At 47.8% G+C, this 12,631-nt stretch carries 16 protein-coding genes; 3 read left to right on the plus strand and 13 right to left on the minus strand.

Annotated features, from left to right (window positions below; all coding sequences use genetic code 11):
* Window positions 1–32: 32 nt before the first annotated feature.
* Window positions 33–1,730 carry a glutamine--tRNA ligase/YqeY domain fusion protein gene (locus tag PHG53_02070; GenBank protein MDD5380411.1) on the plus strand — a complete coding sequence of 566 codons (1,698 nt, stop codon included), beginning with the start codon at window positions 33–35 and terminating at the stop codon, window positions 1,728–1,730.
* The gene (locus PHG53_02075) at window positions 1,691–2,221 is read left to right on the plus strand and encodes a hypothetical protein (protein ID MDD5380412.1); all 531 of its coding nucleotides are present in this window, start codon (window positions 1,691–1,693) and stop codon (window positions 2,219–2,221) included. Before PHG53_02070 ends, PHG53_02075 begins: the two co-directional genes overlap by 40 nt.
* 57 nt (window positions 2,222–2,278) lie before the next feature.
* Here the strand turns inward: PHG53_02075 and PHG53_02080 are convergent, their stop codons facing one another.
* The 8 genes from PHG53_02080 to PHG53_02115 all read right to left on the minus strand — a co-directional run bounded on the left by PHG53_02080 (window position 2,279) and on the right by PHG53_02115 (window position 7,702).
* Window positions 2,279–2,638: a sulfite exporter TauE/SafE family protein gene (locus PHG53_02080; GenBank protein MDD5380413.1), complete on the minus strand. Its 360-nt coding sequence runs from the start codon at window positions 2,636–2,638 to the stop codon at window positions 2,279–2,281.
* A 29-nt stretch (window positions 2,639–2,667) separates the two neighbouring features.
* A complete protein-coding gene (gene trpC, locus PHG53_02085; GenBank protein MDD5380414.1) occupies window positions 2,668–3,471 on the minus strand; it encodes an indole-3-glycerol phosphate synthase TrpC in 804 nt (267 codons plus the stop codon).
* A 1-nt stretch (window position 3,472) separates the two neighbouring features.
* Window positions 3,473–4,279 carry a methyltransferase domain-containing protein gene (locus tag PHG53_02090; GenBank protein ID MDD5380415.1) on the minus strand — a complete coding sequence of 269 codons (807 nt, stop codon included), beginning with the start codon at window positions 4,277–4,279 and terminating at the stop codon, window positions 3,473–3,475.
* A gap of 8 nt (window positions 4,280–4,287) precedes the next feature.
* The gene (locus tag PHG53_02095; GenBank protein ID MDD5380416.1) at window positions 4,288–4,680 is read right to left on the minus strand and encodes a DUF1844 domain-containing protein; all 393 of its coding nucleotides are present in this window, start codon (window positions 4,678–4,680) and stop codon (window positions 4,288–4,290) included.
* A 39-nt stretch (window positions 4,681–4,719) separates the two neighbouring features.
* Window positions 4,720–5,205: an SsrA-binding protein SmpB gene (smpB, locus tag PHG53_02100; GenBank protein ID MDD5380417.1), complete on the minus strand. Its 486-nt coding sequence runs from the start codon at window positions 5,203–5,205 to the stop codon at window positions 4,720–4,722.
* Window positions 5,206–5,381: 176 nt separating this feature from the next.
* Window positions 5,382–6,014: a hypothetical protein gene (locus tag PHG53_02105; protein ID MDD5380418.1), complete on the minus strand. Its 633-nt coding sequence runs from the start codon at window positions 6,012–6,014 to the stop codon at window positions 5,382–5,384.
* A gap of 347 nt (window positions 6,015–6,361) precedes the next feature.
* Window positions 6,362–6,964 carry a LuxR C-terminal-related transcriptional regulator gene (locus PHG53_02110; protein MDD5380419.1) on the minus strand — a complete coding sequence of 201 codons (603 nt, stop codon included), beginning with the start codon at window positions 6,962–6,964 and terminating at the stop codon, window positions 6,362–6,364.
* A gap of 381 nt (window positions 6,965–7,345) precedes the next feature.
* Window positions 7,346–7,702 (minus strand): DUF4870 domain-containing protein, encoded by a 357-nt coding sequence (locus tag PHG53_02115; protein MDD5380420.1) that lies wholly within the window; start codon window positions 7,700–7,702, stop codon window positions 7,346–7,348.
* 222 nt (window positions 7,703–7,924) lie between these two features.
* Here PHG53_02115 and zupT point away from each other — a divergent pair, with 222 nt between their 5' ends.
* Complete coding sequence (gene zupT, locus PHG53_02120; protein ID MDD5380421.1) at window positions 7,925–8,713, plus strand: zinc transporter ZupT; 789 nt, start codon at window positions 7,925–7,927, stop codon at window positions 8,711–8,713.
* A gap of 18 nt (window positions 8,714–8,731) precedes the next feature.
* Here the strand turns inward: zupT and PHG53_02125 are convergent, their stop codons facing one another.
* The 5 genes from PHG53_02125 to PHG53_02145 form a co-directional block, all read right to left on the minus strand.
* A complete protein-coding gene (locus PHG53_02125; GenBank protein ID MDD5380422.1) occupies window positions 8,732–9,679 on the minus strand; it encodes a dihydropteroate synthase in 948 nt (315 codons plus the stop codon).
* Between the two features lie 3 nt (window positions 9,680–9,682).
* A complete protein-coding gene (metF, locus tag PHG53_02130) occupies window positions 9,683–10,564 on the minus strand; it encodes a methylenetetrahydrofolate reductase [NAD(P)H] (GenBank protein ID MDD5380423.1) in 882 nt (293 codons plus the stop codon).
* 552 nt (window positions 10,565–11,116) lie between these two features.
* Window positions 11,117–11,740 carry a hypothetical protein gene (locus tag PHG53_02135; protein MDD5380424.1) on the minus strand — a complete coding sequence of 208 codons (624 nt, stop codon included), beginning with the start codon at window positions 11,738–11,740 and terminating at the stop codon, window positions 11,117–11,119.
* The gene (locus tag PHG53_02140) at window positions 11,737–12,036 is read right to left on the minus strand and encodes a DUF2089 family protein (GenBank protein ID MDD5380425.1); all 300 of its coding nucleotides are present in this window, start codon (window positions 12,034–12,036) and stop codon (window positions 11,737–11,739) included. Before PHG53_02140 ends, PHG53_02135 begins: the two co-directional genes overlap by 4 nt.
* Before the next feature lie 30 nt (window positions 12,037–12,066).
* The gene (locus PHG53_02145) at window positions 12,067–12,510 is read right to left on the minus strand and encodes a DUF3887 domain-containing protein (GenBank protein ID MDD5380426.1); all 444 of its coding nucleotides are present in this window, start codon (window positions 12,508–12,510) and stop codon (window positions 12,067–12,069) included.
* Window positions 12,511–12,631 lie beyond the last annotated feature (121 nt).

The following is a 12,631-nucleotide window of genomic DNA, read 5'->3' on the forward strand; positions in this document are numbered from 1 at the left end:
TTCGCTTCGGACAGCTATAATCTGCTAAAAATATGAATACAAACGATTCAACAGCTAAACTCGATTTCATCCGGTCGATTGTCGCGGATGACCTAAAAACAAATAAATGGGAGGGGCGCATTAACACGCGTTTTCCGCCTGAGCCGAACGGCTATCTGCACATAGGACACGCCAAAGCAATCTGCCTGAATTTCGGCATCGCGAAGGAATTCGGCGGCAAGTGCAACCTGCGCTTCGACGATACCAATCCCGAAAAGGAAGAGCAGGAATACGTCGATTCGATTACCGAGGACGTCCGCTGGCTCGGCTGGGACTGGGAAGGCCGCCTGTTTTTTGCGTCCGATTACTTCGAGCAAATGTATAACTGGGCGGTTGACCTTGTCAGGAAGGGGGCGGCATACGTCTGCGACCTCTCGGCTGATGAAGTTACTAAATACCGCGGGACATTAACCGCACCCGGCAAAAACAGCCCTTATCGCGACCGCAGTATCGATGAGAACCTGGATTTATTCACACGGATGCGGGCGGGCGAATTTCCCGATGGAACAAAAACGCTTCGCGCGAAAATCGATATGTCGCACCCGAATTTTAATATGCGCGACCCGGTTATGTATCGCATCCTGCACGCCAGTCATCATCGCACGGGCGATAAGTGGTGTATCTATCCGACTTATGACTGGGCGCACGGCCTCGAGGACTCAATCGAGAAAATTACCCACTCGATTTGCACACTGGAGTTTGAAAATCATCGGCCTTTGTATGACTGGTATCTCGATGCGCTCGGAATCCATCATCCGCAGCAGATTGAGTTCGCCCGGCTGAATCTAACATACACCGTGATGAGCAAAAGAAAGCTGCTGCAATTAGTGCAGCAGGGAAAAGTCAGCGGCTGGGATGACCCGCGGATGCCGACAATTTCGGGAATGAGAAGGCGAGGTTATTCGCCGGAAGCTATTCGCAGCTTCTGCACGCTGATAAGCGTCAATAAATTCAACAGCACGATTGATATTGCTCTGCTGGAACACTGCCTCCGTGAAGATTTGAACAGAACCAGCCCACGCGTAATGGCCGTGCTTCGGCCGCTTAAGGTAATCATTGATAATTTCCCGGCCGACAAGGTCGAGGAAATGGACGCGGTCAATAATCCCGAAGACCCAGCCGCAGGCTCACGCAAGGTCCCCTTCTCACGGGAATTGTATATCGAGCAGGAAGACTTTATGGAGAACCCGCCCAAGAAGTTCTATCGTTTGACCCCCGGCAGAGAGGTCCGCCTGCGATACGCATATTTCGTTACCTGCACAAACGCCGTTAAGGATAAAAATGGCAATGTCGTTGAATTGCACTGCACTTATGACCCCGCTACTCGCGGCGGCGACGCACCCGACGGCAGGAAGGTCAAATCTACTCTACACTGGGTTTCGGCAAATCACTCACTTCCGGCAGAGGTGCGATTGTATGACCATCTCTTTATAACTCAAAATCCGGATGATGTCGAAGAAGGCAAAGATTTCACATCGAATTTGAATCCAAACTCGCTGGAAGTGCTAAAGGATTGCCGAGTCGAACCGTCTCTTGCTGGCGCGAAGCCTTCGTTTCGTTTCCAGTTTGAGCGCCTCGGCTATTTCTGCATCGACCCCGACAGCTCCGCCGGCAAACTCGTATTCAATCGAACAGTATCCCTCCGTGACGAGTGGGCAAAAATCCAGAAGCAACAACCGCCAAAAAGATAGCCATGCAGATGGATGAATATTACCAGCTAATGGGAACCCTCGTGGCAAATTTACAATCATTGGAGTTTGCCTTGCGTGCTTTCTTGTACAATAAAGAGAGTGGTCCGAAACCCGCAAATCCTGAATTTGGTAAGAATATATATGATTTCAAAGTAGGCGACTGCGTGGAAGAAACCGCTTTTACTAACCATGACACACTGGGCCAGTTAATAGACAAATACAATGAGATAGTAAAGTCCAAGGATAGCACCGTATGCGTAGATAGAGGCATTGTGGATATTAGAAATGCTCTTGCGCACGGACGAATTGCAAGTGAATCTCCAGCACCCGAGGTGCCCCTAAAGCTGATTAAATATGGCAAACCTCAAAATGGTCAGGTGTGTGTTACCCACTATGTCACGTTGACCAAGGATTGGTTTGATAAGCAGATAAAATTGGTACACGATAATATTTTTCACGTCAAAAAAGCTAACGAAAATAACAATGCTTAATAAGGATAAGATTGCTTCGCTTCGCTCGCAATGACTCACGCTTCAATTCAGCGTGAGTCATTTCCCGAGAATCATTTTTACTGAAACCGCGAGGAGGACTATCCCGAAGATTTTTTTCAAAACCATTTCGGGGATTCCAACAGCGAATTTAGCACCGATTAGCCCGCCGACAAAAAAACCTATACATACAAAGGCAGCGATTTTGAGGTCGACAAATCCCTGTTTGTAATACGCCAGCGCAGCGAGCAGGCCGATTGGCGGCACCATCAAAGCCAGAGTTGTTCCCTGTGCGGCGTGCTGCGATAAGCCGAATAAAAGCACCAGTGCAGGAACAATAATTATTCCCCCGCCTATACCGATTAGTCCGCTAAAAATACCGGCAATCACACCCAACAAAATGTAAAGAAATATATTCATAATTTTGACCTCACTCTATCTAACATTTTTTAGCCGAAGAGTTCTTTGAATTTTTTCTCGATGTCGTCACTTTCACAAAGCACCTGGCCGACTAAGACAGCGCCAATGCCAACGGATTTGAGCTTTTCGACGTCTGCCCGCGATTTTATCCCGCTTTCAGCCACGAGTTCACTTTTATTATCGACAAGCTCGGCCAGCCGGCCGGTTGTCCCCAAGTCCACCTTCATTGTGGTTAAATTCCTATTGTTAATTCCGAGGACGCTGTAGCCTTTCTTCGGGAAACCTATGATACTGCGGACGGCCAGCAGGGAATCAGCCTCGTGCACTTCCAGTAGGACTGTCAGCGTTAGCTCGGCCGCGGTTATCATTAAATCCATCAGCGTTGCGGGTTTTAACGCCTCGGCTATCAATAGTATCGCATCGGCGCCGGCGGCGCGGGATTCGTAAACCTGCCACTGGTCGATAATAAAATCTTTGCGCAAAACCGGCAAATCCACCGCCTCCTTGATTTGATTTATATATTCGAGTTTGCCCTGGAAATACTTTTCATCAGTAAGGACGCTGACCGCGTCAGCACCGCAATCCTGATATGTCTTCGCAATCGCAACAGCGTCGAAATCTTTTCGGATGACGCCGGCTGACGGCGAGGCCTTCTTGACCTCCGCGATAACATTCAGTCCCCTGCCGCTGTGTTTGGTGACGGCTTTGTAGAAATTGCGGCACTTGGGCATAGAGGCAATCTCGGCCTTGAGCTGCTCCATAGTTTTTTCACCGCAGCGACACTTAACTTCGGCCCTTTTATCTTCTATTATTTTTTCGAGGATATTCGCCAAGCTATTTCACTCCTACGGCCTTAAAGAACGTGTAGTTAAACACTCCATCACTTTCCGCTGTCCGGTATAAATCAGCAATACCTTTATCCCAGCTTTTTTCGTCAATCATTCCGCTGCCAAGGGCCTGCTCCCTGACTCCTTCGACCATCGCGGTAAAAGTGTTTTTGGTGAAACCCTCGACCATTTCCGGCCTGCTCGAATCAGCATAAACTGCTTTCGGCGTCACTCGAACATCCTTAAAACCGCATTTTGTGAGCAGCGGATACAGCTGCCTGCCGATTAAAGAATTACCACCCGTTTTGGCCTGCAGGCTGATTAAGCACTGGATATTTCTTTTTGCGTATTCGCTATCGGGATAGAAATAAGCCGAGCCGTGGTCGCCTTCGATTGCCGTCAGCGTCCCGCCGGTGCGCAATACTTTCTTCAGCCTGATTAGGGCTTCGTCAGGAGCTTCGAGGTGTTCGAGAACAAAACAAACGAATATATGGTCGAAGCTCTCCTCGGCAAAGGGCAGGTTAAAAATATCGGCCTGCTGAAACTGGACGTTTGTCAGGCCTTTACTTTCAATCAGCTGCCGCGCCTTCGTGAGCGATTCTTCCGAGATGTCTATACACAGGAATTTCGCCTTCGGGCTATTGGCCGCCAGGGTTACGGTTTTAGCACCCGTACCGCAGCCGGCTTCGAGCACCCTGCTACCGGGCGGGAAAACTATGTCCCCATGAAGCAGCTCCGCCAGAGTTTTCGCCTGGTCTTCGAGTCTCCTGGCCTCGCGCACCGAGTATCCGTGAACATAGTTTGTTCGTTTCATAAGCGGTCTCAACCGGCCAATTTGACGTAGGCCATCCTAACCTGGCCAAGAGTATCTTCGAGTATTTTTGCTTCCTGCTCGGTGAGATTGCCTTTTGTTTTTTCTTCAATTGCTTCGAGCATATCTATACTGTATTTGGCCAGCTCCAAATCCGGCTCTTTGTCCTTCTGCCCCTCGACCTGTATAAGCCCCAAGGCAAACAATGCCTGCGTAACGAGCATACTTATCAGGGCGGCAAAATCGCCCCTCGGCAAAGGCCCGCGGCCGGATTTATCCGGCGGAGTTTTTTCCTTCTCCGCTTTTTCCTGCGCAGCTAATATGTCCTTCTCCTTTTGGGCCTGCTGCTTCCAGTCTTCGTCAATTATAATCTTCTTCTCTTCCTTTTTTTCTTCTTTAGCCATTTTTAAGACCTTTCTGTTCGTATAACTCCGGTCAGGATATCATTTGTGATATTTTTTCATATCTCTGCTTATGTCCCGCTTCTGCTGGCGCTCGGTGATTTTTCTGCGCTTGTCGTATTGCCTTTTACCTTTAGCGAGCGCAAGCTCTATTTTTGCAAAACCTCTATTATTAAAATAAATCCGAAGCGGCACAAGCGTAAAACCGCGAAGCTCGAGCTTTGTCGTTATCCTGCGAATCTCGCTTTTGTGCAGGAGCAACTTTCTTTTCCTGGTCGGCTCATGATTGTTTGCGCCGGCCTGCTTATACTGGGTTATGGTCGCTCCGACAAGCCAGCACTGGTCGCCTATAATTCTGGCGTATGAGCCGTCAAGATTAGCCTGGGCCGCGCGCAGCGATTTTACCTCCGTTCCAACAAGCGACATCCCAGCCTCGAGCTTATCGACAATCTCAAAATTGTGATAGGCCTTTTTATTAACCGCCGCTGAACTTTGGCTATCCTTGCTCTTTCGCGATTTTGCCGCCATTTAAGCCATAATAGCCGGACAGGACCGATTTTGCAAGATTGGCTTTTATTCAGGATAGAAACGCAGGGGTAACCGGCATATTTGAGTATGAGTTATGCAAAAAAACGACCGCCTCCGGCACTTTTTTGCCCGAGGCGGTCATTCAGATTAAGGTTTCCGGATTAACCCGAAACGCCTTATAACTTCCATTTTGCACGCCGGATTATTAATCCTCCAAATACCAGCAACCCAATCATCGCCGGCTCCGGAGTGCATATCGTATCAACGTGGATGTAATCCAGAACTGCAGGTCCTCCCGTCGCCGACATCACAACGAAATTGACCTTCTCAACATACGGGTTCGGCCTTATTATGACACCGAATTCAGCATCACCCTGTCCCGGCAGGATCTCGTAGGTAAAGGTGGTGCTGCCGCCGTCGGTCGCAGATATTGTTATGCCGCCCACAATCCCGCTGCCGATGTCGACCCAAAGCTCCTTGTATTCATTGAGATTCTCGTAATTCGGAATCTCCAGAGCCACTTGAATCCAGCCGCTGCCAGTGATAGTGCTGATGCCGTCCCATGAGCCTGCGGGTAACGGCGTGATTGTTGCCGCAACCCTATTAGGGCTCGGATTAAAAACTACTTCCGGGTCGGCTGTATATCCGCTGCCGGAAGGTATAATATATCCGGGGGTAAAATCCCAAAATTCGTGTGTGGTACCAAGCGCTTCCTCTTCCCACCATCCCATGCTGGGCACCGCCAATCCATTTCCTGGACATGCAAAAAGAAACACTGCTACGAATAAAATTAAACCCCATCTCTTCATTACTCCTCCTTCTGCCCCATTTTTTCCGAGACTTAAAAGTTTCCCGGGAGTAAGTGGTTCTGACACGGAATACAGGTATGCCTCAAGTGTGCCCCGAGACATTTTATGCGAAGCTCGGCTACCCACGATGCCCTGCTCTCCACTATTCCTCTCCCTTCGGCCATCCTTCTCCTTATCGCGGGGTTCCATCGCCCGCAAGAGAACAGCTGATATAGCGGCTCTTAGTCTATATATCAGGCAGCCTTTGCTCTACTGTGGAAACCCGCAAGGTTTTGCAGATTTTTCTAAGAACATCCCTTCCGCGATTAAAACAGCCCCCAATTACTTTGAATTTCCATACTTCAATTTTACTGTTTGTTGTTGCCGGGTGTGAACATTGCAATTGCCTTTTTAGTCAAATCGACGACGTTATTGACGCCGAATTTTCGAAAAATGTTGCTGCGGTGAAACTCGACCGTTCGCAGTGCGATATGCATTTTGTAGGCAACCTCTTTGTTGCTGCAGCCATCGAGGATAAGCTTTAACACCTTCTTTTCGGTTTTAGTCAGCTTTAATTCGTCGGAGGAACTGTCAAACGCGTGGCGGTGCAAAATCTCATTCACTTTAGTTACAAACAGCGTTATGTTAAGCGGCTTTTCCATAAAATCCGCGGCGCCAAGTCTCATTGCCTCGACCGCCTTGGACACATCTCCGAGTTCGCTAATCATCATTACAGGCGTCCATGGCGCTATTTGCTTGGCTTTGCTTAAAAGCGTCATCACGTCCATACCAGGTGCTTTTGTGTCGGCAATAAGAAGATGACAGCCGCCCCGCTCAAGCTCTGACAGGCATGCCTCGGCGTGTGCAAAACATGTAACATCGTAGCCGCTCTCATCCAAAGCGTTGAACACAGACGCCCTCGTTGCGGTTCCATCATCAACCAGAAATATCTTTCGCGACGGTTTTTTCATGACCCGTCCCCTTCCCGTGAATGCACGACCTCCGCCGGACATAACTTGTCTGCCTGAATAAATAGACAAATAACCGAGATGATTTCTGTAATCTTCATTTTTCCTCTACCCTTAAAAAAACAAAAAGCATTAAAAGGTATGCTCTGCAAATTACAACTACAACATCTATTTACTAATGTCAATATTATTTATCTTAAACTTCGGGGATTTTTCTACAGGTTTGCTCGGCGGAGCTGCTATACCGGAAAAAGAATCACGCAGGCGAAAAATTTACAGGAAAACGGGGCGTTGCGGGTTTAGGACGGCCCAACCGGAGAACAAACCGGCCGGACCGTTATCTATCTAGCGGTCATTGATGTGCCGGTGCCGTCGGCTAAATTTTTACTTAATGAATCGGATAGTCAGCGGATAGCGATAGTGTTCGCCGTTGTTTGCCGCGATACAGGCCATAATACAAAAAATCAAGTCCACAACCCCGACTGCGGGGAACAGCAGAAAGCCGATACACAAAAAAGACAACAATCCTGCGACAATGTATGCAATTGCAACCGTAATCTGAAAGTTTAGCGCCTCTTTGCCCTGCTCATCAACAAAGGGATGCTCGTCCTTTTTAACCAGCCAAATGACCAGCGGTCCAACAAAGCAGGTAAAGATGGCTAAAAGATGCGCCAACATCGCAAACGTCCGGGCGTCTTTACTTGTCTCTGTCGGCTTAGGCGTTTCTTTTATTTCTGCCATAACTGAACTCCCTTCAATGAAATGTATGTTCTCTCGATAACCTTTTGATATTTTCTTAACAAAGGGCGCTTAAGGGGTCAAGAATAAAATCCGGCGCTGAGATTCGTTAGGAACACTACCCTGTCGGCTCAAACTGGAAAATGGATTTGCCAAAATCGAACGGCCTTATTAGAATGCTTGGCGAAAAACCCTGGATTTTATTTCGTCGTCGTGGAATTACTTATGAACATACCGGAAAATATCATTCCGGCATTATTGCTTACGGTTGCTGCCGGCCTTTGCACAGGAGTGGGAAGCGCTATTGCCTACTTTATCCGGAAACCGAAGATGGCCTATCTGGCCTTCCTGCTGGGCTTTTCTGCGGGCGTCATGATTTACGTATCTTTTATGGAGCTTCTGCCTAGCGCCCTGCAGGCTGTCGGCAAACTCCGGAGCCTCGCGGCTTTCTTTGCGGGAATAGCTGCTATGGGACTGGTAGATATACTGGTACCCGAATTTGAACATCCGAATCAATGGCAGACCGCCGACTGCGCAGACGAACCTGCGGCTAATCTGGAAAAAAGCCGCCTTATGAGAACGGGATTGTTTACAGCGCTTGCCATCGGCATACACAACTTTCCTGAAGGCCTGGCCACATTTACATCAGCGCTTAGCGATGTGCATCTGGGGGTATTCATTGCCATAGCGATTGCCATTCACAACGTTCCGGAGGGAATCGCGGTGTCGGTGCCTATTCTTTATGCTACAGGAAATAGAAATAAAGCATTCTTTTATTCTTTTCTCTCCGGTATGTCCGAGCCTGCGGGAGCTATCGTTGGTTACCTTGTACTGCTGCCTTTTTTGACGCCGGCCCTTCTTGCGACCCTTTTGGCGTTTGTTGCAGGCGTGATGGTGTACATATCTCTGGATGAGCTGCTGCCAATGGCCCATCGTTATGGTCACGGACACCTGGTAATTGCAGGAATAATTTTGGGAATGCTTGTTATGGCAGTGAGCCTGATGATGCTATGACGGCCGCGTGTTGTCTGGTCAGGATGGTTTTCTGCTATCCCTGCAGAACTGGCCCATCAGCATCATCGCTTCATTCATTTTATCCGCAGAGCCGTCCATCTTTGCGTATGCCTCGACCAGTGCTAACAGGTCCGGTGCCGGCGCCGCATCGGAAGTACCGTAATGGTGCGAAACGTTAACGATTCCGCCGTCAAGGCCGTACTCCATCGCCTTGGCGACAAAGGCCCTGCAGACGCCGATTTTCCGGCACGGCAAATCGCGCACGCAATTGCTTATGCCTCCGGTAAAATGAACACCTTTCATTTCCGGGTCGTTCTTTATCTTCTTTATGGTTTCGAGTGTCTTGTATGTATAACTTTGCTGGCCGGGCTCCATCGGCATATCTATCGCTAAGGGAAATATGGTCGGGTCGAAAAATATCTCTCCGGGCTTAAAGCCGTACTTGTCTGTGGCTTCTCTGAAAATTTCCTTCGCCACCGAATAAAAATCGTCAATCGAAGGCTGACTGGATTCCACCATCAAAAGGCCGACAAAGGCGTAGTCGTAGTCTTTTTTCAGCGGCAGCATATTATTCATCGTGTAAACCTTTATCGAGTTCACAAGCGGCTGGGCGACTTTCTGGTCCGTATTGTACCATTCCTTCAGCCCGGCCTTGAGCACGTTATCGTTGCTGCTGTCGATGCAAATCGGCACGCCCCTGCCCCAATTGCGGACCATTTTGACGTATTCGACCATCATATCGACCGCAATCTGCTGGTCGTCTTCGCCGAAGGCGTCGAGATTGACCGCGATATAATCAGCCCCCTCTGCCGCCTGAGATTCAATCAGGGCCTTGATATAATTCAGCGGTTCCGAAGGCTTCGAATATGCGTCAGGCCCAAGCTCCATTAACCGCTTCATCTGCTCTGCCGTCTTTGGTATCGACGCATGCACCGACTCGCCAATCGAAATAAATTTTTTTGTCATCGCTTAAATCCTTACCGCGCTTAAAATCTCTCTTACTGGTTCAACTTTATTCAAACTATAAAAATGCAGCCCCGGTGCACCGGCTTCAAGCAGCTCTTTGCATTGATTAACGGCAAACTCTACGCCTTTTTTGTATGTTTCTTCCGCGTTGCCGTCAAGGGGTTTGAAAATATCGTGGACTTTCTGCGGAATGGTTGCGCCGCAGGTCTTACAGAACCTAAGCAGAGTCTGGTAATCCGTTATCGGCAGAATCCCCGGCAGTATAGGCACAGTCACCCCCACCTTTCTTATCCTGTCCACATATTCGAAATAGTCCTTGTTCTCAAAGAAAAGCTGGGTAATTACAAATTCGCCGCCGGTGTCAATTTTAATCTTCATATATTTGGAATCGGTGGGCTTGTCCGAGCAATTGATGTGCCCCTCTGGAAAACCGGCCACGCCGATACTGAAGAAATCCCCGAAACTGCGAATCATTCCAATCAATTGATAACAATACTCGTAGCCGTCCGGTGCGGGCTTCCAATCCTCGCCCACGGGAGCATCCCCGCGAAGGGCAAGAATATTGCAGATATTTCTTTTTTTCATTTCCGTCAGGATTGTCTTTAGTTCATCCCTGCTGTGCCCGACGCAGGTAAAATGGTGCATCACCGGAATATCGGTATTCTTCTGTATCTCGTCGGCGATTTCCATTGTCATCGCCCGCGTTGTGCCGCCCGCTCCGTATGTTACCGAAAACCAGTCCGGCTTCAAGTCGGCATAAATACCCGCCGTTTCAAAAAGCTTCAGCTTGCCCTTATCCGTCTTGGGCGGGAAAAATTCAAAAGAATATGTGCGCTCCTTAGCTTTGCCCTTCTCTTCCAAAATATCTGCAATTTTTCTTATCATTTCGTCCTTTCCGCCGCAGAGCAGCAAGACCCCGCTGAAGGCGGGCTTGTCATTTCAGCAATAATAACACCTTGTTTTATAACTTTTATCTATAATGACTTATATAAACTATTTGCAAAGACTTCTACAACACAGAAGTCGTTTTTTCGCACTATATTGCTACGAAAATACTCAACAATGTGTCGTTGCGAAGATTTCAACGCTGTGGATAACCTGTTGATAACCAAAATTCCGTCCTTTCAAGGAATTTCCAGCGGCACCAAATAAAACCAACGTGTTTTTTGCCGCCGCCCTGTAATCCTGCTCACTGTCAAAATCACAACCTTTAACTCACGAATAGCAAAGAAGTTATGAGAGTCTGCTGCAAATATTTACAAAATCAAATTGGAGCCCAGAGTATCATATTACCAATTTTACCGAAACAGCCTAATTTAACACAGTCTCCAAACAAAATCAGCCTTTAGTGGATAATTCTTAGAAATGCCCGCGGACTTAAAAATGCTCCTTAATCCATAATCCTGCTGATTTTATAGATTTCGCAAGGCTATAGAATCAGGAAAATGTTCGAACAAGCAACAGTATGGCAAATTTAGACAGCACCTCCGCCCCTATTAAGCTGACAACGAATGTTACAATCGCTGCCGCACCTTTGATATTACACGATACCGTGTATGCCCGGTACATCAACACTACCATCCAAATCATCATAAGAATAAGTACAATCATCGCAAACCCGAATACAAACACATCTATAGAGCTAATTGCCGCCGGTGCAGTTTGCGCAACCTTGGACACTATATGCTCAAGGACTCTTCTGTTGGCATCCGGAATCATCGCCACAGCAGCTATCAGGTAAGGCCATCTCGCCAGAGCCTGCGTCCCGAGAACATCTATCACTCTGAACGATGACCGCGACACAATCAAACCGAAGAAAAATAGCGGAATCACCATACATATCCAATCTATCATACCCTCAACTAAGAAAAACCACATCGGAGCCGCAGCGCCTGTATGAACATCAAGAACTCCATCGAAGTGAGTATTGCTGATTGAGCCGATAAACGAGCTTAACAATATAATCGCCAAACCCAACAGTAAGGCCTGAAAACCTGCCATGAACCTGAAAGGATTAAACAGCCGCTGGCTAAGACGACTACTATTTGCTGTATCAGTCATAATTTCTTCTCCTTACCTTCTTTCCCGCCTTTTTCAGTGAATTTAATTCGTTCGATAACCTCATCGAGCCGGTTGCGGACCGTCGGATAGCTCAGTCCCAACAGCTTCGCCATCTCTTTCAGCGAACCACTTGCCTTGATAAACTCCAGTACGAAACCCTCATCGTCGGTCGAGAGTCTCGCCAGTAAGGGCAGTTCATATTGGCCTTGGATTTCCGTCTGGCACCGCTGGCAAACAAGACTTTTCACATTTAGCAGACTGCTGCACGATGGACATATCGCAGGTAACACTTTCATACAGCTATTTCCTTCTACTCAATAAGTTTTTTATTTAGCAGGCTGACTGGGAACGAAAAACAGGCCCGCCACCTGCTGCTTGTCATTGAAAACAACTTTGGCGTCGAGTGGGCCTTTTTCAAATTTGCAGGTCACGAAAATTACATCATACCGCAGAATCTTCCCCCTTCTGGTTCCAGCCTGCTCGACAAAAGGCCCCAACTGGGCGATTAAAGAATTCCAAAACTGCTGCAGTTTTTCCGCAGTCAGCGTCTTTTTCATAATTCTGTCGAAATTCTCCGTCGCCTTCTCGCAATCACCGCTCGAAAGCGCGCTCACCAAATCCTTCGCCAGAATTTCGATAGATGTGGATTCAATGCCCGATTCCTGCGGGACTGTTTGGGCCGGCCCGGCACCTTTAAATCCCCATATAACCGCAGCTATGATTAGCGCCGCCCAAATACTAATGCCCGCTATGCCTATAATCCGCCTCATTAACAGCCTTTCTATTTATCAATAAAATTCAACATCTATTTAATAATATTAAACTATTATTTACTTTTTGCAAGTAAAAAATTGATATTTTTTAACATTTTTTACATCCTAAAACCAGCTT

It is taken from the genome of Phycisphaerae bacterium (genome assembly GCA_028714855.1).
Taxonomy (GTDB): Bacteria; Planctomycetota; Phycisphaerae; order Sedimentisphaerales; family Anaerobacaceae; genus CAIYOL01.

Coding starts and splice junctions, on each gene's coding strand:
- PHG53_02070 (MDD5380411.1), top strand. CDS start 33: ATGAATACAAACGATTCAACAGCTAAACTCGATTTCATCCGGTCGATT.
- PHG53_02080 (MDD5380413.1), bottom strand. CDS start 2,638: ATGAATATATTTCTTTACATTTTGTTGGGTGTGATTGCCGGTATTTTT.
- PHG53_02090 (MDD5380415.1), bottom strand. CDS start 4,279: ATGAAACGAACAAACTATGTTCACGGATACTCGGTGCGCGAGGCCAGG.
- PHG53_02095 (MDD5380416.1), bottom strand. CDS start 4,680: ATGGCTAAAGAAGAAAAAAAGGAAGAGAAGAAGATTATAATTGACGAA.
- smpB (MDD5380417.1), bottom strand. CDS start 5,205: ATGGCGGCAAAATCGCGAAAGAGCAAGGATAGCCAAAGTTCAGCGGCG.
- PHG53_02105 (MDD5380418.1), bottom strand. CDS start 6,014: ATGAAGAGATGGGGTTTAATTTTATTCGTAGCAGTGTTTCTTTTTGCA.
- PHG53_02110 (MDD5380419.1), bottom strand. CDS start 6,964: ATGAAAAAACCGTCGCGAAAGATATTTCTGGTTGATGATGGAACCGCA.
- PHG53_02115 (MDD5380420.1), bottom strand. CDS start 7,702: ATGGCAGAAATAAAAGAAACGCCTAAGCCGACAGAGACAAGTAAAGAC.
- zupT (MDD5380421.1), top strand. CDS start 7,925: ATGAACATACCGGAAAATATCATTCCGGCATTATTGCTTACGGTTGCT.
- PHG53_02125 (MDD5380422.1), bottom strand. CDS start 9,679: ATGACAAAAAAATTTATTTCGATTGGCGAGTCGGTGCATGCGTCGATA.
- metF (MDD5380423.1), bottom strand. CDS start 10,564: ATGATAAGAAAAATTGCAGATATTTTGGAAGAGAAGGGCAAAGCTAAG.
- PHG53_02135 (MDD5380424.1), bottom strand. CDS start 11,740: ATGACTGATACAGCAAATAGTAGTCGTCTTAGCCAGCGGCTGTTTAAT.
- PHG53_02140 (MDD5380425.1), bottom strand. CDS start 12,036: ATGAAAGTGTTACCTGCGATATGTCCATCGTGCAGCAGTCTGCTAAAT.
- PHG53_02145 (MDD5380426.1), bottom strand. CDS start 12,510: ATGAGGCGGATTATAGGCATAGCGGGCATTAGTATTTGGGCGGCGCTA.